The organism is Stenotrophomonas sp. Marseille-Q4652, from assembly GCF_916618915.1.
GTDB lineage: Bacteria > Pseudomonadota > Gammaproteobacteria > Xanthomonadales > Xanthomonadaceae > Stenotrophomonas.
Genome location: NZ_CAKAKE010000001.1, coordinates 2519702 through 2543444 on the forward strand (window position 1 = coordinate 2519702; position 23743 = coordinate 2543444).

General features: G+C 69.9%; 25 protein-coding genes. 7 read left to right on the forward strand and 18 right to left on the reverse strand.

Annotated features, from left to right (window positions below; all coding sequences use genetic code 11):
• Positions 1 to 59: 59 nt before the first annotated feature.
• From LG380_RS12000 to LG380_RS12020, 5 genes are all read right to left on the reverse strand, one after another.
• The gene (locus LG380_RS12000; RefSeq protein ID WP_225765397.1) at positions 60 to 1085 is read right to left on the reverse strand and encodes an NAD(P)H-dependent glycerol-3-phosphate dehydrogenase; all 1026 of its coding nucleotides are present in this window, start codon (positions 1083 to 1085) and stop codon (positions 60 to 62) included.
• A gap of 12 nt (positions 1086 to 1097) precedes the next feature.
• The gene (gene secB / locus LG380_RS12005) at positions 1098 to 1616 is read right to left on the reverse strand and encodes a protein-export chaperone SecB (RefSeq protein ID WP_225765398.1); all 519 of its coding nucleotides are present in this window, start codon (positions 1614 to 1616) and stop codon (positions 1098 to 1100) included.
• 94 nt (positions 1617 to 1710) lie between these two features.
• On the reverse strand, positions 1711 to 2148 hold the full coding sequence (locus tag LG380_RS12010) for a rhodanese-like domain-containing protein (protein WP_225765399.1): 438 nt from the start codon (positions 2146 to 2148) through the stop codon (positions 1711 to 1713).
• A 64-nt stretch (positions 2149 to 2212) separates the two neighbouring features.
• Entirely contained in the window at positions 2213 to 2641 is a 429-nt protein-coding gene (locus LG380_RS12015) for a hypothetical protein (protein WP_225765400.1), read from the reverse strand.
• A gap of 28 nt (positions 2642 to 2669) precedes the next feature.
• Positions 2670 to 3140, reverse strand: coding sequence for a YiiD C-terminal domain-containing protein (locus LG380_RS12020; protein ID WP_225765402.1), 471 nt, complete (start codon positions 3138 to 3140; stop codon positions 2670 to 2672).
• A 39-nt stretch (positions 3141 to 3179) separates the two neighbouring features.
• Between LG380_RS12020 and LG380_RS12025 the strand changes: the two genes are divergently transcribed.
• From LG380_RS12025 to LG380_RS12035, 3 genes are all read left to right on the forward strand, one after another.
• The gene (locus LG380_RS12025) at positions 3180 to 3962 is read left to right on the forward strand and encodes a uroporphyrinogen-III synthase (protein ID WP_225765404.1); all 783 of its coding nucleotides are present in this window, start codon (positions 3180 to 3182) and stop codon (positions 3960 to 3962) included.
• 111 nt (positions 3963 to 4073) lie between these two features.
• On the forward strand, positions 4074 to 5045 hold the full coding sequence (locus LG380_RS12030; RefSeq protein WP_225765405.1) for a uroporphyrinogen-III C-methyltransferase: 972 nt from the start codon (positions 4074 to 4076) through the stop codon (positions 5043 to 5045).
• Positions 5042 to 6289 (forward strand): heme biosynthesis HemY N-terminal domain-containing protein, encoded by a 1248-nt coding sequence (locus LG380_RS12035; protein WP_225765406.1) that lies wholly within the window; start codon positions 5042 to 5044, stop codon positions 6287 to 6289. Before LG380_RS12030 ends, LG380_RS12035 begins: the two co-directional genes overlap by 4 nt.
• A gap of 90 nt (positions 6290 to 6379) precedes the next feature.
• Here LG380_RS12035 and LG380_RS12040 read toward each other — a convergent pair whose 3' ends face one another.
• Positions 6380 to 7660 (reverse strand): acetyl-CoA C-acetyltransferase, encoded by a 1281-nt coding sequence (locus LG380_RS12040; protein WP_225765407.1) that lies wholly within the window; start codon positions 7658 to 7660, stop codon positions 6380 to 6382.
• 87 nt (positions 7661 to 7747) lie between these two features.
• Here LG380_RS12040 and LG380_RS12045 point away from each other — a divergent pair, with 87 nt between their 5' ends.
• Positions 7748 to 8653 carry a hypothetical protein gene (locus LG380_RS12045; protein WP_225765408.1) on the forward strand — a complete coding sequence of 302 codons (906 nt, stop codon included), beginning with the start codon at positions 7748 to 7750 and terminating at the stop codon, positions 8651 to 8653.
• A gap of 80 nt (positions 8654 to 8733) precedes the next feature.
• A complete protein-coding gene (locus LG380_RS12050; protein WP_225765409.1) occupies positions 8734 to 9159 on the forward strand; it encodes a VOC family protein in 426 nt (141 codons plus the stop codon).
• Between the two features lie 39 nt (positions 9160 to 9198).
• Here LG380_RS12050 and LG380_RS12055 read toward each other — a convergent pair whose 3' ends face one another.
• From LG380_RS12055 to glnA, 10 genes are all read right to left on the reverse strand, one after another.
• Positions 9199 to 9822, reverse strand: a complete 624-nt coding sequence (locus LG380_RS12055; protein WP_225765410.1) for a superoxide dismutase family protein — start codon at positions 9820 to 9822, stop codon at positions 9199 to 9201.
• 29 nt (positions 9823 to 9851) lie between these two features.
• Positions 9852 to 10424 carry a superoxide dismutase family protein gene (locus LG380_RS12060; RefSeq protein WP_225765411.1) on the reverse strand — a complete coding sequence of 191 codons (573 nt, stop codon included), beginning with the start codon at positions 10422 to 10424 and terminating at the stop codon, positions 9852 to 9854.
• A gap of 123 nt (positions 10425 to 10547) precedes the next feature.
• The gene (ntrC, locus tag LG380_RS12065) at positions 10548 to 11990 is read right to left on the reverse strand and encodes a nitrogen regulation protein NR(I) (protein WP_225765412.1); all 1443 of its coding nucleotides are present in this window, start codon (positions 11988 to 11990) and stop codon (positions 10548 to 10550) included.
• Positions 11987 to 13042 carry an ATP-binding protein gene (locus tag LG380_RS12070; RefSeq protein WP_225765414.1) on the reverse strand — a complete coding sequence of 352 codons (1056 nt, stop codon included), beginning with the start codon at positions 13040 to 13042 and terminating at the stop codon, positions 11987 to 11989. Before LG380_RS12070 ends, ntrC begins: the two co-directional genes overlap by 4 nt.
• Before the next feature lie 39 nt (positions 13043 to 13081).
• The gene (locus LG380_RS12075; RefSeq protein WP_225765416.1) at positions 13082 to 13831 is read right to left on the reverse strand and encodes an N-acetylmuramoyl-L-alanine amidase; all 750 of its coding nucleotides are present in this window, start codon (positions 13829 to 13831) and stop codon (positions 13082 to 13084) included.
• A 9-nt stretch (positions 13832 to 13840) separates the two neighbouring features.
• Complete coding sequence (locus LG380_RS12080) at positions 13841 to 14188, reverse strand: hypothetical protein (RefSeq protein ID WP_225765418.1); 348 nt, start codon at positions 14186 to 14188, stop codon at positions 13841 to 13843.
• Complete coding sequence (locus tag LG380_RS12085; RefSeq protein WP_225765420.1) at positions 14185 to 15339, reverse strand: MltA domain-containing protein; 1155 nt, start codon at positions 15337 to 15339, stop codon at positions 14185 to 14187. The genes LG380_RS12080 and LG380_RS12085 overlap by 4 nt, the downstream gene beginning before the upstream one ends.
• 205 nt (positions 15340 to 15544) lie before the next feature.
• Entirely contained in the window at positions 15545 to 16984 is a 1440-nt protein-coding gene (gene amt, locus LG380_RS12090; RefSeq protein WP_225765421.1) for an ammonium transporter, read from the reverse strand.
• Positions 16985 to 17003: 19 nt separating this feature from the next.
• A complete protein-coding gene (locus tag LG380_RS12095; protein ID WP_225765423.1) occupies positions 17004 to 17342 on the reverse strand; it encodes a P-II family nitrogen regulator in 339 nt (112 codons plus the stop codon).
• A 361-nt stretch (positions 17343 to 17703) separates the two neighbouring features.
• A complete protein-coding gene (glnA, locus tag LG380_RS12100) occupies positions 17704 to 19113 on the reverse strand; it encodes a type I glutamate--ammonia ligase (RefSeq protein WP_225765424.1) in 1410 nt (469 codons plus the stop codon).
• 211 nt (positions 19114 to 19324) lie between these two features.
• Between glnA and LG380_RS12105 the strand changes: the two genes are divergently transcribed.
• Together LG380_RS12105 and LG380_RS12110 are read left to right on the forward strand one after the other, a co-directional pair.
• Positions 19325 to 20119, forward strand: a complete 795-nt coding sequence (locus LG380_RS12105; RefSeq protein WP_225765426.1) for an undecaprenyl-diphosphate phosphatase — start codon at positions 19325 to 19327, stop codon at positions 20117 to 20119.
• 50 nt (positions 20120 to 20169) lie between these two features.
• On the forward strand, positions 20170 to 20976 hold the full coding sequence (locus tag LG380_RS12110) for an META and DUF4377 domain-containing protein (RefSeq protein WP_225765428.1): 807 nt from the start codon (positions 20170 to 20172) through the stop codon (positions 20974 to 20976).
• A gap of 33 nt (positions 20977 to 21009) precedes the next feature.
• On the opposite strand, the gene LG380_RS12115 is transcribed toward LG380_RS12110, so the two are convergent.
• On the reverse strand, positions 21010 to 21621 hold the full coding sequence (locus LG380_RS12115) for a YbhB/YbcL family Raf kinase inhibitor-like protein (protein ID WP_225765430.1): 612 nt from the start codon (positions 21619 to 21621) through the stop codon (positions 21010 to 21012).
• A 15-nt stretch (positions 21622 to 21636) separates the two neighbouring features.
• The gene (locus LG380_RS12120; RefSeq protein WP_225765432.1) at positions 21637 to 23712 is read right to left on the reverse strand and encodes a tetratricopeptide repeat protein; all 2076 of its coding nucleotides are present in this window, start codon (positions 23710 to 23712) and stop codon (positions 21637 to 21639) included.
• Positions 23713 to 23743 lie beyond the last annotated feature (31 nt).

A 23743-nucleotide genomic window follows, 5' to 3' on the forward strand; every position in this document is an offset into this window, starting at 1 on the left:
CGCAACAAAAAGAAAGCCCGGCATTGCCGGGGCCTTCTGCTGTCACATCGCAGTTTCGATCAGCGGAACAGGGTGTCCGGGTATTCCGGCTTCTGCTCGCGGGCCAGCAACTGCTGCAGGCCATCGACCGGGCTCAGCTCGCCATGCAGCACCCTGCGCACCGCGTTGGAGATCGGCAGTTCGATGCCATGGCGCTCGGCCTGGCGCATCACCTCGTCGGCGGTCTGGATCGATTCGACCACCTGGCCGATCTCGGCCACGGCTTCCTCGATGCCCTTGCCACGGCCCAGGGCCAGGCCCAGGCGACGGTTGCGCGACAGGTCGCCGGTGCAGGTCAGCACCAGGTCACCCAGGCCGGCCAGGCCCATCAGGGTCTCCGGGCGGGCACCGATCGCCGCGGCCAGCCGCAGCATCTCGTTCAGGCCACGGGTGATCAGGCCAGCACGGGCGTTGAGGCCCAGCTGCATGCCATCGGCCACGCCGGTGGCCACGGCCAGCACGTTCTTCATCGCCCCGCCAAGTTCGGCACCGACCATGTCGTCGCCGGTATAGGCACGGAAGGCCGGGCCGTGCAGGGCTTCGGCCACCTGCCTGGAAAATTCCGCGTCGTCGCCATGCACGGTGAGCGCGGTCGGCAGGCCCTGGGTCACTTCCTTGGCGAACGACGGTCCGGTGACCACCGCCAGCGGCACGTCCTCGCCCAGTACCTCGCGGGCGACCTCGTGCAGGAAACGCCCCGACCCGGGTTCGAAGCCCTTGGTCGCCCAGGCCACGCCGGCGCCGGCCGGACGCAGCGGCGCCAGCGCGCGCACCGTCTCGGCAAACGCATGCGAGGGCACCACCACCAGGATCCAGCCGGCATCACGCACGGCTTCGGCCAGGTCGGTGGTGGCACGCAGCGACTCGGGCAACGGGATGCCCGGCAGGTAGCGGGTGTTCTCGTGGCGCTGGTCGATCGCCTCCGCCATCGCCGCATCACGGCCCCACAGCACGGTCGGATGACCGTGCCGGGCGACCAGCGATGCCAACGCGGTGCCCCAGGAACCGGCACCGAGGACGGCAATCTTCTCCGGACTGCTACTCATCCGCTGCGGCGATCAGGCGTTGCCGGCCGGCTCGGAATCGGCCAGCGAGGTGCCTTCGGCCTGTTGCTGGCGCTGGCGCAGGGTCTCGGCGTACAGGCCGTCGAAGTTGATCGGCTGCAGGAAGAACGGCGGGAAGCCGCCGGCCTGGATCAGGTCCGACACCAGCGAACGCACGTACGGGAACAGGATGTTCGGGCACTGGGTGCCGAGCAGCACGTCGATGGCCTGCGGCTCCAGGCCCATCAGGCCGAACACGCCCGCCTGCTGCACTTCGGCCACGTAGGCGGTCTTGTCGCCGACCTTGCAGGTCAGGGTCACGCCGAGGACCACTTCGAAGGCGTTCTCGGCCAGGCGCTGCACGCGCTGGTTGAGGTTGAGCTGCAGTTCCGGCTGCGCATTCTCATTGAAGATGGCCGGGGAATTCGGGGATTCGAAAGAAACGTCCTTGACGTAGATCTTTTCGATGGTGAACGCCGGGCCGGTGGCGGCTTCAGCCGGGGCAACGGCGCCGTTGGTGTTCTCTTCGGACATTTCTCAAGACTCCAGTTACAAATTTCGGATAGTGGGATTGTTGCATGCAAAGCGATGGGGGCAGCCCGTCGCCTTCACAACGCCTTGACGCGGCTCAGGCGCGACCCTTGACCAGCGGCAGGTCGGCGGCCTGCCAGGCCATCACGCCGCCCTCGAGCACGTGGACCTGCTCGAAACCCTGCTTCTTCAACGCCTTGGCGGTCGAATGGGAGGTCACGCCGCTGCGGCACACCAGCACCACCGGCGACTGTCTGGCATTGGCCAGCAGCTTGTGCGAGGCATTGGCCTGGCTTGGCAGCACGTTGCGGCTGCCGGCGATGTGGCCCTTCTCGAAGTCGGCGCTGGCCGACAGGTCCAGCACCACGGCGCCGCCGTTGTTGATCAGCAGGGTCAGCTCGGCCGGCTTGAGCGACTTGTAACCCCGGAACAGGCGCGCGATCTCGGTGGCCACCAGGGCGACGGTCAGTCCCACCAGGGCGGTGGACAGCATCGGATTTCGGCCAGCGAAGGCCAGCAACTCTTCGTAATTCACTCAGGTCACGGGTCGATAAGCGGGCGCCGATTGTCGCACAAGCCCGCGCCGCGTCACCTTGTCGTTACTGGCCTTTCCACAGGTCCGGCAGGCCGGCGGACTGCCACCAGCGCTTGGCCTGTGCATCCCAGCGCCAGACCTCGCGGCCCTGCACGGTGCGTTCGGCCAGGGTGTTGCGGTTGATCACGCCGATCTCGATGCGGCGCTCGATCGAGCCATCGGGCAGGGTGCCGGCGCCACGTTCGCGGTAGCTGGATACCTGCAGCTGGCGGTAGCGCTCCATTTCCAGCTCGGTCAGCGGGTGGCTGGCCAGGTGCTCGGGATCGATGAAGCCCAGCGCCGTCTCGAAATCGCTCCAGCGGATCGCCGCGGTGTAGGCGTCCTGGGTCTGCGCCAGCTTGTTGCGCTGGCTGCGGTTCGGGCCCGCGGCGAGGCTGACGCCGGTGGCAGCGACGAGCAGGAGCAGCAGGGCGAGCTGGAGGATGCGACGCATGGCGAACCTCGTCCGGGGGTGCAGCATCCTAACCCCTGGCCATGGCCACGAAGCGGCCTTCCAGTTCGGCGGCAGGGCTGGCGTCCTCACCGATCACCGCGCGCACCGGGATCCGCGCGCGGCCGCGTCGGCCGAAGGTCGACAGGAACTCGTCCCAGTCCGCGCCAGGCAGGGCCGTGGCGGTGGCCAGCAGGTCGTCATAGACCGGCGCGAGGTAGCGGATCTGGCTGTCGGCCACATAGACATCGGCCTCGAAGCCGGCCTGGCGCAGGCGCAGGGTCACCAGCGCCCAGCCGGCCAGGGTCATGGCCGAGGCCAGGCTGCCGCCGAAGGCATTGCCCTTGTCATTGACGTTGGCCGCCAGCGGCGCGGACAGCTGCAGCTGGTCGCCGGAAAACCCGCGCAGCTCGATGCCCATCGCCTTTACCGGCGGCATGGCCGACAGCGTGGCCTGCAGTTGCTGGACCGGGGGAACAGTTGAATCGGGAACAGGGGTCATCGGCAGCGGGGACAACGACGGGCCCGCATAATGCCCGCAATGAACGCTCGTTGCGAAAGTACGCCGGCGCACGGTCCGCGCTGGCAGCTGATCTCGCTGCGCCCCCAGGACGCGCACGGCCCGATGCGGCGCGCCGCGGCACGCGTCGGTGCGGGCGTGATCGCTGTTTCCCCGTGGCGACTGGAGACGCTGGACGACGCCGCCAGCCGCGCACAACTGGCGCGGGCGCTGCAGGCCGGATGCATCGTGTTCACCAGCCCGGCGGCGGTGGCCGCCGCTGCACGGCTGGCCCCACTGGCCGCGACCGGCGGCACGGTGTTCGCAGTCGGTGCGGGTACCGCCAGGGCACTGCGTCGACACGGCGTGGCCGGGGTGGTGGCGCCCGGGCGCATGGACAGTGAGGGCCTGCTGGCGCTGCCGCCGCTGGCCTCGCCACGGGGACGGCAGGTGGCGCTGGTTACCGCACCCGGCGGCCGCGGGGTGATCGCCGCTTACCTGGAAAGCCATGGCGCCGAGCTGATCCGCGCCAACGTCTACCAGCGGGTGCCGCTGCCGTTGTCACCGCGCACGCTGACCAGGCTGGAACAGCTGCAGGGTCCGGCCGTGCTGGCGCTCAGCAGTAGCGAGGCGCTGGAACGGGTGTGGTCGCAACTGCCGCCAGCACTGCAGGGGCGCTGGCAGCAGCAGGTGCCGGTGGTGGCGGCCAGCACGCGCCTGGCCGAGCTGGCCCGTGGCCTGGGATTTGCCCGGGTCGATACCGCTGCCGGGCCAATGCCGGTGCAACTGGCCGATGCTGCCACACGGGTCGCGACCAAGGTCTAGCTCCGGCCGATCCGGCCAACCCTTGCGGGGTTGGCTGGTGACAGCGATCCTTGCGCCGCATGCCCTTGCCACAACCGCGTGGCAGCGCGGTGCACCAAGGACCGATGCCCGATGAATGAACCCGTTTCCCGTCCCGCCCGCCGCACCTGGCTGTGGGTGGCCGGTGCTGTCCTGCTCGTGCCCTGTGCGCTGGCGGTCTGGTATGGCCACCGCCAGTGGCAGGCGCACCAGACCCGCACGACGCTGGCCGAAGCGGCCACCACCCGCCAGCTGGAGGCACTGGAGCAGAGCATCCAGGCCCTGCGCCGCGACCAGCGCGCCAATGCCCGCGCCATCCAGGACGCCGCCGCCACCAACCGCGTGCTGCGCGACGAGGTGCTTGGGCTGGGCCAGCGCAGCGCGCTGCTGGAAGCCAACCTCGCCCAGCTGGCGGCCAGCAATCGTGGCAGCGTGCCGGCCCTGCGTCGCGAGGAAGCCGAACTGCTGCTGCGCCAGGCCCAGCAGCGGCTGGAGTACGCCGGCGACCTGGAAGGCGCCAGGCGTCTGTACGCGCTGGCGGCCGAGGCGCTGGCCGGCATCGACCAGCCCGGCGACCTCAACCTGCGCCAGGCGCTGATGCAGGAACGCGCCGCGCTTGATGCCCTCGGCCCGGGCGTGGTCACCCGGCTGGACGAACAGCTGCTGCAGCTGGGTCGCGACCTGCAGCAGGTCCCCGAACCGGCGCCGGTCGATGCCAAGGCCCCGTGGTGGCACCAGCTGCTGTCACCGCTTGTTCGCATCCAGCCCACGCAGGGCACGGTATTGGTGGGGCGTGCGGATCGCCTCGCCGCCCAGGATGCACTGCAGGTCGAACTGACCCTGGCTCGCGCGGCGCTGGCCCGCGGCGATGCCGACGGCTACCGCCAGGCGCTGGAGCGGGTGGAAGCCTGGCTGCTGCGGTTGTGGCCTGATTCGCCGACCCGTGCCACGCGCCAGGCCGAACTGCGGGCCCTGCGCGAGGCGGACCTCAACCCGGTGCTGCCGGAACTGGGCAGCACCCTGCAGCAACTGCGCGCCTTGCGCACCGGGAGAAACGATCCATGAAGCCGTTCCGCACCCTGCTGATCCTCGTGCTCGTCGCCGCGGTGGGCATCCTCGCCGCGCAATGGCTGGCCCACCAGCAGCAGTACGACCTGGGCCAGGTGGTGGTACAGGCAGGTGGCAACGACTACATCGCCACGCTGCCGCAGGCGGTGCTGGCGCTGGTGATCTTCCTGGTGGTGCTGTGGCTGCTGTGGACGCTGCTGCTGTCGCCGCTGCGCGCCTGGAACCGCTACCGCCGCAAGCAGGACCGCACCCGCCTGCTGGAAGGCCTGCAGGCGCTGGACCGCGGCCACTGGCAGCGCGCCGAGCGCCTGCTGCTGGCCGCGGCCAAGCACCCGGAAACCGCATCGACCGCCACCATCGCAGCGGTACGTGCCGCCGAGGCGCGGGGTGACCAGGCTGCCGCCAGCCAGCACCTGCTGCAGCTGGCCTCGATCGATGCCACCGACCACGCCCTGCTCAGCGCCGAACGCTGGCTGGCCCAGCAGCGTCCGCTCGACGCGATCAACGCGCTGGACGTTGCCGCCGCGCAGCCGTTGCCGCCGCGCGGGGTGCTGCTGCGTACCGAGGCCCTGGCCCAGGCCGGTCGCGCGGCCGAGGCCTACGGCCAGCTCGGCGCCCTGCGCCAGCAGCAGGTGCTACCGGCCGATGCGCTGGCGGCGCTGGAAGTACGCCTGGCCGCGCAGGCGCTGGACGAGGCCGCCGACGTCAACGCGCTGGCCACGCAGTGGGAGGCCACGCCCAAGGCCCTGCGCCTGAATCCGGTGGTGGTGTCGGCCTATGCCCGCCGCGCCGCGGAGCTGGGCTGGGAGGAACCGGCGATGCGCAGCCTGGAAACCGCACTGGACACGCGCTGGGACGAGTCGCTGGTCAGGGTCTACGGTTCCCTGCCCGGCCAGCGCTGGGACGCACGCAGCGCCACCGCTGGACGCTGGCTGCAGGCGCAGCCGTCCAGCATCAGCCTGCTGCTGACCTTGGCCCGGCTGGAACAGCAGCAGGGCAACTGGGCCCAGGCCGAGACCTATCTGCACCGTGCCGCTGCACAGGGTGCCGGCGCCCCGGCCTGGGAAGCGCTGGGCGAGGGATATGCCGCCCGTGGCGAGGACACGCTGGCGCGCCAGTGCCTGCTCAACGCCCTGCGCGAGCGTCGCGGCGAGCCGCCGCTGGTGCTGACCGAACACGCGCTGCACCCGCAGCTGCCCGAACAGCGCGATGAACACGGGCTGCCGCGACTGCACGACTGATCCATCCAGGCCGGAAATGAAAAGGGCGCTTCCCTGCGGAAGCGCCCTTCTTTTTGCCGGTCAGCGGTAGCTGCCCGGTCAGCGACCGGCTCAGCGCTCGATGATCGCCACCACGCCCATGCCGCCGGCGGTGCAGATCGAGACCAGCGCGCGGCCACCGCCGCGTTCGGCCAGCTGCTTGGCCGCAGTGGCGACCACGCGGCCGCCGGTGGCGGCGAACGGATGGCCGGCGGCCAGCGACGAACCGACCGGGTTGATCTTCGTCGGATCGATTGCGCCCAGCGGCGCGTCCAGGCCAAGGCGGTTGCGGCAGTAATCCTCGCTCTCCCACGCACGCAGGGTGCACAGCACCTGGGCGGCGAAGGCTTCGTGGATTTCGTAGATGTCGAAGTCCTGCAGGGTCAGGTTGTTGCGCTTGAGCATCTCGGCCACGGCCACGGTCGGGGCCATCAGCAGGCCTTCGCCATGCACGAAGTCCACCGCCGAGACGTGCGCATCGCGCAGGTAGGCCAGCGGCTCGTGGCCATGGGCACGGGCCCACTCCTCGCTGGCCAGCAGCACCGCCGAGGCGCCGTCGGTGAGCGGGGTCGAGTTGGCGGCGGTCAGGGTGCCGCGGCCGGAAACCTTGTCGAAGGCCGGCTTCAGCGTGGCCAGCTTCTCCAGCGAGGTGTCCGGACGCAGGATGTTGTCGCGCTCCACGCCGCGGAACGGCACCACCAGGTCGCTGAAGAAACCACGGTCATAGGCCGCGGCCAGCTTCTTGTGCGAGGACACCGCCCAGGCGTCCTGCTCCTGGCGGCTGATGTTCCACTGCTTGGCCATGTCCTCGCAGTGATCACCCATGCTCTTGCCGGTGCGCGGCTCGGCCACGCCCGGGAACTCGGGCTTGAGCTCGCCCAACTTGAAGCCACCCACCAGGGCCTTGAACTTGTCGCCGGTGGTCTTGGCACGATTGGCAGCCAGCAGGCGGGCGCGCAGCTTCTTGCCATAGACGATCGGCACGTCAGAGGTGGTGTCCGAACCGCCGCCGATGCCCGAGTCGATCTGGCCCAGGGCGATCTTGTTGGCCACGGTGATGATGGTGTCCAGCGAGGTGCCGCAGGCACGCTGCATGGTGATGCCCGGGGTCAGCGGCGACAGGCCCGAGGACAGCGCGGCCTCGCGGCCCAGGTTCCAGTCCGAGGGATGCTTGATCACCGCGCCCATCGCCACTTCGCCCAGCTGCTGGCCGTGCAGGCCAAAGCGCTCGACCAGGGCACCCAGCGTGCGCACCGACATCCCGAGGTTGCCGACGTCGGAATAAGCGGTGTTCTGGCGGCAGAAGGGAATGCGGACGCCACCGAGGATGGCGACTGGACGAGCGCTGGGCATGCGGATACCTGACAGGGAGGGAGGGGGCTGCAACGCTGCCTGCACACGGGGCAGGCATAATGTTGAAAGTGTAGCTTCCACCCAGTGATGGGCCAACAGAGAAACATGACCAATCCCCTTACCGGCATGCATGCCCTGGGCGTGCTCGCGCTGGAACTTGCCGGTGGCGCCTCCCCGCAACAGGCCGCGATGTCTTCCGAGCAGGCCGGCGAACTGGCCGAACGCATGGGCCGCGACCTGGCCAAGCTGGTGCCGCAGGTCGCCGGGATGGAACTGGTGTTCGCCGGTGCCCATTTCGATCCGGCCGAAGTGCTGCGCCCCGGCTGGCCGGTGCACCGTCGCCTGCTGGAACTGCAGCAGCGCGCGCCCGGCCGTGACCAGGGCCCGCGGCTGCTGGCCTTCGGTGCCGATGCGCAGGGCGAGATCCCGATGCCGCTGCAGGCCGATCCGGCGCTGACCGGCGGTTGCCTGCGCGTTCTGCCGTTCGCGCTGGTCGGCAACGATCCGCAGCAGGTGCAGGACGCGGCCACCGCACTGGAAGACGTGCTGCTGGCGCAGGGCATGGCCGAGGCCGATACCGCCCTGCTCGCCCAGCGCGCGCTCGGCGCGCAGATCGAACACGCACGCTACCTGACCCTGCACGACCTGGTGGCGATGATGTCGATGCAGTACGACAACCAGGGCCTGGCCGCGCTGTGGCCGCTGCTGGAAGCGGCGATGCTGCAGCCCGAGGCCGAGGAATGGCTGCAGGACGGCCCCGAGCCGCTGCTGCGCTATGCCAATGGCGAGGTGCGCATGGCCCTGTTCGATCCGGCCGGCTGGTGCGCCTACTACGCCCACGACGCTGGCGAATGCGAGCGCCTGCAGCGGGTGTACGAGCAGTACCTGATGCGCCAGCGGCAGATGGCCGCGGTGCTCGAGGCCCACGGCCTGGACGTGCTGTACGTGCACGTGCACGCCGGCCAGGACGCACGCCAGCTGCTGGCCAGCTGAGGCCTGTCACTGCAGCGGCGTGCATCGCCGCTGCACACCCGCGGCGCCACACTGCAGGCAGGTCACTGCCGGAGCGCCGCATGCACACCCCCGCCCCTACCCTGCACGGGATACTGGAAACCGCGCTGTACGTGGCCGACCTGGACACCTCGCGCCGCTTCTACCGCGATGTGCTCGGCCTGGAGCCGATGCACGACGACGCGCGCCTGTCTGCCTATGCGCTGGCCCCGGCCCAGGTGCTGCTGCTGTTCGAACGGGGCAGTACCGGGGAAACCGTGCGGATGCGGTCCGGCACGATTCCTCCGCACGGGGGCGATGGCGAGCAGCACCTGGCCTTTGCCATCGCCAGCGATGCGCTGGACGCGTGGGAACGGCATCTGGCCGACCTCGGCATCAGCATCGAAGGCCGCACCGACTGGCCCGCCGGTGGCCACAGCATCTATTTCCGCGACCCGGACCGGCACCTGCTGGAGCTGGCCACGCCCGGGTTGTGGCGCAACTACTGAAACCCGGCGGCGGCGATGTGGCCGCCGCCGGGACCGTGCTTACTGCGCAGCCTCGATCACCGCACAGGCCAGGCGCGCACCGGCGTTGCCGGTCGGCTGGGTGGTGTAGTCGTCCGGATCGGCGTGGACGATCAGGCCGCGGCCGATGATGTCGGCACCGTCGCCCTGGCCGATGTTGACGCTGGGCGAAACCGGACCATGCACGCGGGCATTGCCGTCGGCATCGGCCACGATGTTGGGCATGTCACCCCCGTGGTGGACCTCGCCGGTCACCGAACCGTGGTCGCGGCTGGCCGGGTTGAAGTGGCCACCGGCGCTGCTGCCGTCCGGCGCACTGCAGTCGCCCTTCTCGTGGATGTGGAAGCCGTGCTCGCTGCGCGGCGCCAGGCCGCTGACCTGGCCCATCGCGTGCAGCTTGCCGTCCACCTGCATGAACTCGATCGTGCCCTGCACCTGGCTGTCCTTGGTCGGCTGCAGCGTGGCACGGGCCAGCACCTGGCCCTGGCCGGCGTCATGGCTGGCGTGTTCGTCGCCGGCCGGCTGGGTATCGGCGGTGGCCGGCGCGGTGACCGGGGCTTGTTCGACCGCGGCGTTGTCCTGCGAGCCGCACGCGGCCAGGCCAAGCACGCACATGGCAATCAGGGGAGTAAGGGTCAGGCGCATGGTGTCTCCTTGGTTGGGTCGGGCGGGTTTCAACGGGTAACGCGGATCACGCCGCATGCCACGCGGGCACCGGCGTTGCCGGCCGGCTGGCTGCGGTAGTCGTCGGGTCGGGCATGCACCACCAGCGCCTTGCCGGCAACGTCATTGGCCGCACCGCCGCCGAGCGTCACCTGGCGCAGCAGCACGTCGACCTGGGCCACGCCCTCGTGGTCGGCCTGCAGGTTGTCCATGTCGCCGGCATGGTGGTCACCATTGCCGGCGCGGCCGTGTGGCGCGCCGGTGGGGTTGAAGTGGCCGCCGGCGCTGCTGGCATCGACCGCGCTGCAGTCGCCGCGCTCGTGCACGTGGAAGGCCGCGACCTGGCGCGGCGCCAGCCCGCCGATGACGCCGGTGATGCGCACGCCACCGGGCGCCGGCACCAGGGCCAGTCGCCCGCTGACCAGGCTGGCCGAGGCCGGGGCGAGGTTGGCCTCGGCCTGCTGCGCAGTGCTGACCGTGACCGGGGCGGGCGGCGGCGGCGGTGCCGGGGGCGGTGCGGAACTGCACGCGGCCAGGACCAGGGAAAGCGGCAGCAGGGGCACGAAGGCAGGCAGGCGTTGCATGTTCACTCCTCGGGTTGCATCGCGGCCGCGCTCCGGGCGCAGCCTGTCATATCGAAAATCCTGGCCGCTGGCGGCCAGCTGTCGGCCACGCTAGCGGCGGGCCGGTTCACGGGCCATGAAAGCTCAGCCGCGGCGGCGCCCGGTGCCGAGCTTGCGGGTCACGGTGTTGCGACCCAGGCCCAGCCGCGTGGCGGCCTCGGCGCGGCGGCCGTGGGTGAATTCCAGCGCGGCCTCGAGCAGGGCGGCATCCATCCGCTCGCGGGCCTCGGCATGCAGCCCTTCGGCCCCTTCGGCCAGGCGCTGCCGCGCCCACTGCGCCAGTTGCCGGTCCCAGGCGCCGGCCTCGGCGGCGACCGGCATGGCGCGCTGGCCACGGTTGAGCGCCTGCTCCACGTCGTGCGCGTCAATGACGTCGGCCGCAGCCAGTGCCGCCAGTCGCCAGCACACGTTCTGCAGCTCGCGCACATTGCCCGGCCAGTGGTGCGCACCCAGCGCGCGCAGGGCGGCCGGGCTCAGCCGCTTGGGCGGCATGTCCAGCCGGCGCGCGGCGGCGGCGAGGAAGTTCTCGGCCAGCTGGGGCACGTCGCCCAGGCGCTCGCGCAACGGCGGCAGCTGCAGCCGCACCATGTCCAGGCGGTGCAGCAGGTCGGCGCGGAACCTGCCCTGCGCGACCAGCGTTTCCAGGTCCTGGTGGGTGGCGGCGATCACCCGCACGTCGACGTGGATCAGCTCACGGCCGCCGACCCGGAAGAACTCGCCCTGGGCCAGCACGCGCAGCAGCCGGGTCTGCAGCGGCAGCGGCATGTCGCCGATCTCGTCCAGGAACAGGGTGCCGCCGTCGGCCTGCTCGAAGCGGCCGATGTGGCGGCGCTGCGCGCCGGTGAAGGCGCCCGCCTCGTGGCCGAACAGCTCGCTCTCCAGCAGTTCGGCCGGGATCGCGGCGGTGTTGAGCGCGACGAACGGGCCGTGCGCACGCGGTGATTCGCGATGCAGGGCATTGGCCACCAGCTCCTTGCCGGTGCCGGTCTCGCCGTTGATCAGCACCGACAACGGCGCCTGCGCCAGCTTGCCGATGGCGCGGAACAGCGCGCGCATCGCTGGCGCATCGCCGATCAGCTGCGGGGTCTCGCTGGCCGGTGCGGGCGTGGGCGCCGGCCCGGGTTCGTCGCCGGCATCGCTGCCCGCATCCGCGGGCAGCGCGCGGCGCGCCAGTTCCACCGCATCGTCCAGGTCGAACGGCTTGGACAGGAATTCGTGGGCGCCGCCGCGGAACGCGCCGGCGGTGCTGGCCACGTCGGTATAGGCCGACATCACGATCACCGGCAGTTGCGGGTGCGCGGCCTTGAGCTTTTCCAGCAGCACCAGGCCATCGTCGCCGGGCATGCGCACGTCGGTGAACAGCAGCACCGGCACCGGGCGCTCGTCCAGTGCCTGCAATGCCGCGGCGGCACTGTCGAAACCCTCGACCGCGTAGCCGGCCTCGCGCAACGCGGTGGACAGCACGAAGCGCACCGAGCGGTCGTCATCGACCACCCAGATGGACGGCGCGGTGGAAGACGGACTCATGGGTTGGCTCCGGTATCGGGCTCGGCGGCGGGCATCGGCAGCAGCACGGTGAAGACGGTATGGCCCGGGCGCGAGCGGTAGCTGAGGTGGCCACGGTGTTCGCGCGCGACCTGCTGGGCCAGGGCCAGGCCCAGCCCGGTGCCTTCGGCGCGGCCGCTGACCAGCGGCAGGAACAGGTGCTCGGCCAGTTCCTCGGGCACGCCGCGACCGTCGTCGACGATCTCTAGCCGCAGCGCCAGGGTGTGGATGTGCTCGGCGATGCGGGCGCCGTGCTCGACCCGGGTACGCAGCGTCACTGTGGTCGCGCCGGCCTGGATGGCATTGCTGACCAGGTTCCACGCGGCCTGGGTGAGGCGGTCGCTGTCGCCGGGGAACTCAGGGATGCTGGGGTCGTAGTCGCGCTGCAGCCGCACCGACCAGCCGGCCTCGTTCTCGGCCAGGCGCAGCACCCGCTCGAGCACGGCGTGGATGTTGAGCGGTGCATGCGGGCGCGCCGGGGCCGGCGACAGCAACTGGTCCAGCAGGGTGTTCAGGCGCTGGATCTCCGAGCCGATCAGCTCGATCAGCTCGCGCTCGTCGGCATCGCGGCCGTGCGCGCGCCGCGCCAGCAGTTGCGCCGCGCCCTTGAGGCCGGCCAGCGGATTGCGCAGTTCATGGGCCAGGCCCTTGAGCGCGGCGCTCAGCGCACCGGGCAGGGCGAGCGCCGGGTCCGAAACCTCGAACTCGTCGGTCGGATAGGCCTCCAGCAGCCAGCGGCCATCGTCCAGCCGGCTCAGCCAGCCCTCGGCAAAGCGCGGTGACTCGCCCGGCAGGGCCATCGCCAGCCGGTGCAGGCGCAGCACGTCCAGCTCATCGCGGGCCAGGAAGCGGGCCAAAGCCTCGCCCTGGGACTCCAGCGCGGCCAGCGGCTGGCCAAGCAGGCGCCGCCGGCTCACGCCCAGCCAGCGCGCGAACGCGGGATTGGTGCCTTCGATGCGGCCCTGGGCATCGGCCCAGGCCACGGGGGTGCCCAGCAGTTCCAGCGAAGGGGCTTCGGCAGGCGTCGACGTCATTGCACCAATTTAGTGCAAAACAGCGGAAAAGCCTCGGTTTCAGCCGCGTCGCTGCAGCAGCAGCGAGTGCAGGATGCGCGCGTCCTCGGCATCGAGTTCGGCTGGCAGGCTGTCACTGCCGCGGAACCGGCGATGGAAGGCGCGGACCGCGGCGGCCGGATCGGCCATCGGATACCCCAGCGCCTGCAGTCCCAGCCACGCATCGAAACCATCCGGCGCCGGGCCGTGGGCCGGGTCCGGCCACTCGCCGAAGCCGGCCTCGGCCAGCTGCTGCCACGGGAAGAAGCGGCTGGGGTCCTGCTTGCGGGTCGGCGCCAGGTCGGCGTGACCGATCACCTGCCGGCGCGGAATGCCCAGGCGCGTGCACAGCTCATCAAGCAGCCGCACCAGGGCGTCGATCTGCGCCGGCGCGAACGGGCTGTCGCCATCGTTGTCGATCTCGATGCCGATCGAGGCCGAGTTGAGGTCGGTGATCGCACCCCAGCTGCCGGGACCGGCATGCCAGGCGCGGCGGCCATCGGCCACCAGCTGGTAGAGGTCGCCATCGCGGCCGACCAGGTAGTGCGAGCTGACCTTGCCGCCGGAGTTGGCGCTGCGCAGCGTGTCCAGGCTTTCCTGCACCGAATCCTGGTCGGTGTGGTGCAGCACGATCAGCACGGGCTGGCGCGCGTTGTGGTTGGGCGACGGCACCCACTGCGCGAGCGGGTTGCGCTCGCTGCGCGGCGTGCTGGAACAGGCGGCCAGCGCCAGTACTGCAAGCGCGAGGGGCAGGAAACGATGCGGGGTCATGGTCCGATTCTACGTGCCGTCGCCGGTTGGTAACGATGCGTCGTTGGCCTCGACCGCGCCGGCATCGCCGCAGGCGCGTTGTACCCGCGCGTCCCAGAAGCGCCTGAGCTTTTCCGGATCATCCAGCGCGGAGCCGGTGTTGCGGCGGCCGTTGGCCTTGTCATGGGCCAGCCCGGCCAGGCGTGCTTCGCGGGAGGCTTTCGTCATCTCGCAGTAGTCCGCATCACGGACCTGCTCGCTCCCGGGCATCCACGCCCGCACGGGCGCCGATGCGGCGGTATCGGTGGTGATGGCCTGCGCGAGCGCGGGACCGACGAACGCCAGGGCGGCGCATATCAAGGCCTGGCGCGGGGTCATGGCGTGGGCCCCGGCTGCGGCAACGGCTTGCCCTTTGGCCACAGCAGCCACAGCTGGCCCTGTTGCTTCATGTGGCCGGCCAGGTCGCCGGCGGCGTCACCGGTACCCCAGAACAGGTCGGCGCGGATCTCGCCGACGATGGCGCCGCCGGTGTCCTGCGCGGCCACCGGGCGCACCAGTGGCGTGCCATCCGGGCGGGTGGTGGACAGCCACAGCAGGCTGCCCAGCGGCACCACCGTGCGGTCCACGGCCACGCTGTAGCCAGCGGTGAGGGGCACGTTCAACGAACCGCGCGGGCCCTCGGGGCTGTCGGGCCTGCGCTCGAAGAACACGTAACTGGGGTTGCTGCGCAGAAGCTCCGGCACCCGCGCCGGATTGGCCCGGGCCCAGCCGCGGATCGCTTCCATGCTGACCTGTTCCTGCGCCAGCTCACCCTGCTCCACCAGCCAGCGGCCAATGGCGCGGTAGGGATGGCCGTTCTGGTCGGCATAGGCCAGCCGCACCTGTTCGCCATTGTCCAGGCGCACGCGCCCGGAGCCCTGCACCTGCAGCAATTGCAGGTCCATCGGATCGGTCAGCCACGCCAGGATCGGCGCCTTGACGCCTTCTGCGGTGATGGTGGCCGCATCGGCATACGGCCTGAGCACGCGACCTTCCAGCCGGCCGCGCAGGCGCTTGCCCTTCAATTCCGGATGCACGCTCTCCAGATCCACCACCACCAGGTCTTCGGGCACGCCGTACACCGGCACCTGCGCACGTGCGGTGCGTACCAGGCTGCCCGGGTAGATCGGCTCGTAGTAGCCGGTGATCAGGCCATGGGAACGGTTGCCGGCCGCACGCAGCGCGTGGACGTCCAGCTGTCCACGCAGGAAGCTGCGGACGGCGTTGGCCTCGCTCGCCACCGTGGCGGCGACGGCACAGGTATCGGCCCAGACCGGATCGCGTTGCAGCCGCGGGCAGGCGCTGCGCCATGCATCGAAGCCGGTCAGCAGGTCGGCGTCGGCCACCGCCGGCAACGACGCCCAGTCGACTTTCGAATAGCGCGTGGTCGTTGACGTGCCGGCACCGCCGCGCTCGGCCACGGTGCTGCAGCCGGCCAGCATTGCCGTGGCAAGGAACAGGCAGGCAATCGCCCGGGATCGGAATTTCATGGACAGGCTCACGGCAAGGTCGCACGCAGACGGCCGGCAAGGATGCCATCGTGCGCTTGCCGGGTAGAAGAGAGGCGGCTGTGCAATGCGGCCACGCGCCACCAGGCCATGGATCGCCGGGCGCGTGCTGCAGATACACGACCGGCGGCGCGAGGCCGCCGGTCGGTGTTGCTGTGTGTGCAGGAGCGGGCTCCTGCTGCCAGGCTCAGGCCTCGTAGGCCGATTCGCCGTGCGAGGTGATGTCCAGGCCCTGGCGCTCGGCGTCCTCGCTGACACGCAGGCCGAACACGGCCTTGACCAGCAGCAGGGCGACGATGGTGACCACGGCGCACCAGGCGATGGTGAAGCCGACGCTGACCACCTGCACCCACACCTGGTGGCCGATGTCGAAGTCGGCCTCGCCGGTGCCGCCCAGCGACGGCGCGGTGAACACGCCGGTCAGGATCGCACCGACGATGCCACCGACGCCGTGCACGCCGAACACGTCGGCGGTGTCATCGACCCTGAGCAGCTTCTTCAGGCCGGTGACGCCCCACACGCAGATCGCACCGGCGGCCAGGCCAATCACGATCGCGCCCAGCGGACCGACCGTGCCGCAGGCCGGGGTGATGCCGACCAGGCCGGCAACCGCACCGGAGGCGGCGCCCAGCGCGGACGGCTTGCCCTTGCTGATGGCCTCGACCAGGGTCCAGCCCACGACCGCCGCCGAGGTGGCCAGGATGGTGTTGATGAAGGCCAGCGCGGCGGTGCTGTTGGCGGCCGCGGCCGAACCGGCGTTGAAGCCGAACCAGCCGATCCACAGCAGCGAGGCACCGATGAAGGTGAACGGCACGTTGTGCGGCTTCAGCGCGTTCTGGCCAAAACCAATGCGCTTGCCGACGAAGTAGGCGCCGATCAGGCCGGCGACACCGGCGTTGATGTGCACCACGGTACCGCCGGCGAAGTCGACCGCACCCAGTTCGCCCAGGTAGCCGCCGCCCCACACGATGTGCGCCATCGGCAGGTAGCTGAAGGTGAACCACAGCACCGAGAACAGCAGCACCGCCTTGAACTTGATGCGCTCGGCGAAGGCGCCGACGATCAGCGCGGTGGTGATGGCGGCGAAGGTCGACTGGAAGGCGACGAACAGCAGCTCCGGGATGGTGCCGCTGAGGCTGTCGATGGTGATGCCCTTCAGGAACGACTTCTCGGTGAACGAACCGAAGAACGCGTTGCTGTCGGTGAACACCACGCTGTAGCCGTAGAAGGCCCACAGCACGATCACCACCGAGGCCACGACCAGCACCTGGCTGAGCACCGACAGCACGTTCTTGCTGCGCACCAGGCCGCCGTAGAACAGGGCCAGGCCGGGCACGATCATCAGCAGCACCAGCAGGGTCGAGGTCAGCATCCAGGCGGTGTCGCCCGAATCCAGGCTGGCTTCTTCTTCGGCCGGCGCTTCTTCGGTGGCGGCGTTGGCCACCGGCGACGGTGCATCGGCCACTTCAGCGACCGGGGCTTCGACCGCCTCGGCCACCGGCGGCGCGTCGGCCTGCTGCGCGTTGGCATCGGAGGCGAAGGCAAACGCCGCCATCGCGCTGAGCAGCATCATCAGGCACACGCCATGGAACCGGGCCTGCCACCCGGTGAAAATTCGAGTCTTCATTGTGGGGCTCCGAGTGGGGTTAGAGCGCGTCGGCGCCGATCTCGCCGGTGCGGATGCGGACGACCTGTTCCAGTGCGGTGACGAAGATCTTTCCGTCGCCGATCTTGCCGGTGCCGGCCGCGGTGCGGATGGCCTCGACCACCGCCTCCATGCGGTCGTCGGTGACGGCAGTTTCGATCTTGATCTTGGGCAGGAAGTCGACGACGTATTCGGCGCCGCGGTACAGCTCGGTATGGCCCTTCTGGCGGCCAAAGCCCTTTACTTCGGTGACGGTGATGCCGGATACGCCAATTTCGGACAGGGCCTCGCGGACCTCGTCGAGCTTGAACGGCCGGATGATGGCGGAGATCAATTTCATGCGCATATCCCGATGGTGGATGGGTCCGGCGGCACGCCGCCGGGTCGGTTCATCCGCCAGCCGCAGGTGCGGCTGTGGCTGTTGCGCCGAACGTTGCATGGGCCTCGCGCCCGGCATGCAGGTGCACGCCGGCGGTGACGCGGGAGGGAGGGCTGGGCCCATGACACGCGTCGGTCTTTCTTACCCCTGGATTACAGAAGCCGGTACTGCACATGCGTCATCCTGGTTCCCCAACCGGGACCGCATGACCGGCGCCGGGCAGACCCGACGCTGGATTTGTCCCGCGGCGCGAAGCCCCGCGGAGGCTGGCGACGATGGCGGAGGGTGGGAGGGAGGGTCCTCCGCCATCGCCGCCGCTTGCTCAGGCGCTGTAGTACAGCTGGTATTCCAGCGGGTGCGTGGCAGCGCGGAACCTGGTCACTTCCTGCATCTTCAGCGCGATGTAGCCGTCGATGAAGTCGTCGCTCATCACGCCGCCGGCCTTGAGGAACTCGCGGTCCTTGTCCAGCGCTTCCAGCGCCTGGTCGAGCGAGGAGCAGACCTGCGGGATCAGCTTCTCTTCTTCCGGCGGCAGGTCGTACAGGTCCTTGTCGCTCGGTGCGCCCGGGTCGATCTGGTTACGGATGCCGTCCAGGCCGGCCATCATCAGCGCGGTGAAGGTCAGGTAGCCGGACTGGATCGGGTCCGGGAAGCGCATCTCGATGCGGCGCGCCTTCGGGTTGGTGACGAACGGGATGCGGCAGGACGCCGAACGGTTGCGGGCCGAGTAGGCCAGCATCACCGGCGCTTCGAAGCCCGGCACCAGGCGCTTGTAGGAGTTGGTACCGGCATTGGCGAAGGCGTTGATCGCCTTGGCGTGCTTGAAGATGCCGCCGATGTACCACAGCGCCAGCTGGCTGAGGCCGCCGTAGCCGTCACCGGAGAACAGGTTCTTGCCGTCCTTTGCCAGCGACTGGTGGACGTGCATGCCCGAACCGTTGTCACCGACGATCGGCTTGGGCATGAAGGTGGCGGTCTTGCCGTTGCGGTGGGCAACGTTCTTGACCACGTGCTTCAGGCGCAGCAGCTCGTCGGCCTTCTTGACCAGGGTGTTGAACTTGGCGCCGATCTCGCACTGGCCGGCGTTGGCCACTTCGTGGTGATGCACTTCGACGTCGATGCCGACGGCGGCCAGGGTCTTGCACATCTCGGCGCGCAGGTCGTGCAGCGAGTCGGTCGGCGGGACCGGGAAGTAGCCGCCCTTGACGGCCGGACGGTAGCCGGAGTTGGCGCCGTCGAACTTGTCACCGGTCGACCAGGCCGCTTCTTCGGAATTGATCTTGAAGAAGGTGTTGCCCATGTCGTTGGCGAAACGGACCGAATCGAAGATGAAGAATTCCGGCTCCGGACCGAAGAAGGCCAGCTCGGCGATGCCGGAGGACTTCAGGAAGGCTTCGGCGCGCTTGGCGATGCCGCGCGGGCAGCGGCCGTAGGACTGCATGGTGGCCGGGTCGAGCACGTCGCAGGTCAGCACCAGGGTCGGATCGGCGTAGAACGGGTCGACGTAGGCGGTGTCGGCATCGGGCATCAGCACCATGTCCGACTCGTTGATGCCCTTCCAGCCGGCGATCGAGCTGCCGTCGAACATCTTGCCTTCCTCGAACAGCGCCGGCTCGACGATCGAGGCCGGGAAGGTGACGTGCTGTTCGATGCCACGCATATCCACGAAACGCAGATCGACGAATTCGATCTGGTTGTCCTTGATCAGCTTCTCAACGTTTTCCAGGGACATCGGTTGAAACCTCGGGTGATGAATTTCGTGATGGGTGATCGCAAACCCCGTGCCAACTTTTCTCTCTTCACAAGTCCTTGATTTTGATGACGGCCGACGGGAATCACCAAAGCAGTTCGCACCGGATTGGTGCAAAAGCTAAGCACTGCACCAATATGGTGCGGTGATGTGATGGCGTATGCTTCCGCAGCCCTTTCCAAGTCGCTTCCCGATGTCCGACCTGTTTTCCGCCCTGCTGCTGGGCATCCTTGAAGGCCTCACCGAATTCCTGCCGATCTCCAGCACCGGGCATCTGCTGATCGCCCAGCACTGGCTGGGCTCTCGCTCGGACTTCTTCAACATCGTGGTCCAGGCCGGCGCGATCCTGGCCATCACCCTGGTGTTCCGGCAGCGCCTGTGGGCGCTGGCCACCGGCCTGCACCAGCGCGAGAACCGCGATTACGTGCTCAAGCTCGGCGTCGCCTTCCTGGTCACCGCGGTGGTCGGCCTGCCGGTGCGCCTGGCTGGCTGGGAACTGCCGGAAACGGTGACCCCGGTCGCATGGGCGCTGATCATCGGCGGCATCTGGATGATCCTGGTCGAGGCCTACACTGCGCGCCTGCCCGAACGCGACCAGGTGACGTGGACGGTAGCCATCGGCGTGGGCCTGGCGCAGGTGCTGGCCGGCGTGTTTCCCGGCACCTCGCGATCGGCCGCGGCGATCTTCCTGGCCATGCTGCTGGGCCTGAGCCGGCGTGCGGCGGCGACCGAGTTCGTGTTCCTGGTCGGCATTCCGACCATGTTTGCCGCCAGCGCCTATGCCTTCCTGGAACTGGCCAAGGACGGTGGGCTGGCCAGCGAGGCCTGGGACCAGGTCGGCATCGCCTTCGTTGCCGCGGTGGTGACCGGCTTTGCGGTGGTGCGCTGGCTGCTGGGCTACGTCAAGAAGCACCGTTACACGGTCTTCGCGGCCTATCGCCTGGTATTGGGCGCAGTGTTGCTGCTGTGGTTGCCTGCCGGCCAGTGAGCCCGGGGCGGTGCCACGGATGGCGCGCCACGGTCACCAAGGAGAGAACGATGAAGCGTGTACTGCTGCTGGCCCTGTTCCTGCCGCTGCTGCCGGCGTGCAGCAGGTCCCCGGCCGCCGATGGCGAGGCCGCGCCCAGCGCCGGTTCGCCCGAAGCCGCGGCGGCCACGCTGGACCACGGCGTGCTGCATGCCAACCACTGGCGGCTGGACCATGCCAGTGATCGGCTGGGCATGCGCATCGACGCGCTGGTGTTGCGCCCGAAGCAGCCGGTGACGCTGGATTTCGATGACGACCAGGTGCGCATCAGCAACACCTGCAACGCGATGAGTGGCCCGTACCGGATCGAGGGCGACGTGCTGATGATCGGGCCGCTGGCCGCGACCCGGCGCCTGTGCGCCGACAGCGGGCTGATGAAGCTGGACGGCATGCTGGCGGCCAGGCTGCAGCAGCCGCTGCAGGTGGAAGCGCTCGATGCCGGGGCGATGAAGCTGCTTACCGCCGACGGCGATCTTCTCGAGTTTGTCGGCGAGCCCACCGCGCAGACCCGTTATGGTGGGCCGGGCGAGACCCTGTTCCTGGAAGTGGCGGCGCAGACGCAGCCGTGCAGCAGCGGCGCAATGGCCGATGCGCAGTGCCTGCAGGTGCGGCAGCTGCGCTATGACGGAAACGGGTTGCGCCAGGGCGAGCCCGGCGCGTTCGGCCATTTCCATGGCCGCATCGAGGGCTATACCCACCAGCCCGGCACCCGCCAGGTGCTGCGCGTGCAGCGTTTCGAGGTGGCCGACCCGCCGGCCGATGGCCCCAGCCAGGCGTGGGTGCTCGATACCGTGGTCGAATCGGAAACCGCCGGCTGAAGGCCACTGCGCCGTGCGCAGTGGCCGTGGCGCTTACTTCAGGTCCGGATTCAACGTGTAGGTGCCATGCAGCGCGGCCTCAGCCAGCACATGGCCCTGCATCGCCCGCTGCACATCGGCGGCGGTGAAGGCCTCCGGCAGCGACAGGGCTGGCACGTCGAGCGCGAACACGCGGAAGAAGTAGCGGTGCATGCGCTCGTCGTTGAACGGCGGATACGGGCCGTCGTAACCCAGGTACTGGCCGGCCATGTCGGCGTTGCCGGCAAACCAGCCGGTGTAGTCGTTCACGCCCTGGCGTGCACCGGCCGGCCCTGCCGGCTGCTGCTTGCCGCGGGCAGTGAAGCCGTCGCTGCAGCTGCCGGCAGCGATCTCGCCGACGCTGGCCGGGATGTCGACCATCACCCAGTGCACGAAGTCGCAACGCGGCTGGTCGGCCGGGATGCGCACGTCCTCACGGCCGACCAGTTCCGGCACGGTCGGCACGTCCGGATCCACGCACAGCAGCACGAACGAAGCCGTACCCCCGGGCACCTCCGACCACGCCAGCTGCGGGTTGCGGTTGCCGGCAAAGCCATTGGCATCGCCGGCGGCAAATTCGGCCGGGATCGGCTGGCCGTTGTCGAAACTCGTGCTCGTCAGCTTCATCGCATCCTCCTGTGATCAGGCTTCGGGATAACCCAGGCGCACCGCCACCGGCGTGAGCAGGGCAAAGGCCGGGGCCAGCACGTCGGCGTACTTGCGCCAGTGGCCGCCCTCGATGGTGGTCGGGCCGAGGCTGCGCAACTGCGGGAACGGCAGGTTGAACGCGTGCTGCATCAGCTCGGCCATGGTCCGGGGATCATTGGCCGCATCGTCGATGCGCAGCAGCATGCTCGGGTACAGGTCCTGCTCGTGCAGGATCGCCACCTGCACCATCACCCGCGCCAGCCACTCGGCCGCCTGCTGCACCGAGGTCAGCGCCAACGGCGCCGGGGCCCCCAGGGCCAGCCACTCGATCAGCATGTCGCGCGGGTCGCGCAGCACGACCACCAGGCGCGCCTCGGGCAGCTGCGGACGCAGCGCCCACAGCAGCGCGTTGTCCCACCACAGCAGCCAGTCGACGATGTTGCCGTCCTGGATGCCGCGGGCCGGCAACTGGTCACGCCACTGCTGCACCAGCTCGGCCGGATCGAGTTCGTCGGTGGCCAGGCGCTGCAGCGTCTTGTAGTTCTGGAACGGGTCGTCGGGTGGATTGCCGGCAAAGCGGTCGCCGCGCACGGCCTGGCTGCGCGCGGCCATCATCTGCACCACGCGCTCCACGCCCGAGCCCGGCGCGCCCCAGATGAAAAGCGGACGTGCGGTGCGGGACCCGTCGATCGGCGCCAGCTCCGGCCAGCTGGCCGGCGAGCGCGCCTGCGGCGGCAGCGGCAGGCGGTTGGGCGCCAGATCGTTGTGCAGCGCGACCCAGGTGGCGATGGCGCCGGCGTAATCGCCGGCCCGCTCCTGCACGGCGCCCAGCCACGAACGCAGCGGTGCGTTGTTCTCCGGCGGGGCCTTGTCCACGATCGCCTGCACGTGCGCCACCGCGGCGGCCGGGTCACGCTCGAGCAGGGCCTGGACGATGCGCTGCTCGGCCGAGATACGGCCCGGCTCCAGCGCGATGATGCGGCGCGCGGTGGCTTCGGCGGCAGCCGGGTCCTTGCGCATGTCGCTGATGCGCATCAGCGCTTCCAGTGCCGGCAGGTGTTCCGGCATCGCCCCGGTCCAGCGTTCGACCACCGCCAGCGCGGCGTCGCTGCCGACCGGCTCGATCGCCAGCCGTGCCAGCCACAGCGCGTGCAGGCCCGGGTTGCGCTCGAGCTGCTCGTCCACGGTCTGGCGTGCTTCGTCTTCGGTACCCAGGCGCTGCCACGCCACCAGCAGCGCCTGCAGGGTGCGCTGGTCATCGGGAGCCACGGCCAGCACCTGGCGCAGGTGCGCGACGGCCTCGGCCGGACGGCCGGCTTCCAGGTGGGCCTCCCCGGCCAGCCGGCGCATCGCCGGGACATCGCCGCCGGGCAGCGCCAGCACGCGTTCCATCGCCTCGGCGGCGGCATCGGGCTGGCCCTGGCGGAACGACAGCTGGGCGATCAGCGCCCACAGCGCCGGGGTGGCAGCCACCGGGGCCACTTCCATCACGCGGCGGAAGGCATGTTCGGCAAAGGCCAGATGGTCCTTGGCCAGATAGGCCAGGCCGACGGCGTAGAGCACGCGCGGGTCATCGGGCAGCTGCGCGCTGGCCGCCGACAGCAGGCCCAGTGAACGATCGACGTCACCGCGACGCAGCGCGACCAGACCATCGACCAGGGCCAGCTGCACGTGGTCCGGCTCCAGCCGCGAGGCCACGCGGCTGACGCGCTCGGCTTCGTCCAGGTCGCCCTTGGCCAGCGCCAGGTGGGCCTGCATCACGTAGGCGTTGAACTGGTTGGGATCCAGCTCGGTGGTGCGCGCCAGTTCGGTGCCGGCGTCCTGCAGCTGGCGGGTGGCCAACAGCAGGCCGGCGCGCTGCAGGTGCAGGTCGGCATCTTCCGGGGCCAGCGACAGGGCCTGGTCCAGCGCGGCCAGCGATTCGGCGTTGTGCCCCTGCTGCTGCAGGGCCAGCGCCAGCCAGCGGTGCGCCTGGGACTGCTTCGGCTCGGCCTCCACCCACTGCCGCGCCAGGGCGGTGGCTTCGTCGGCGGCGTTGCGGCGCAGGGCTTCGATGATCTTGTCTTGCATGGCGGTCCGGCTTCGGGGCAAACCCGCATTG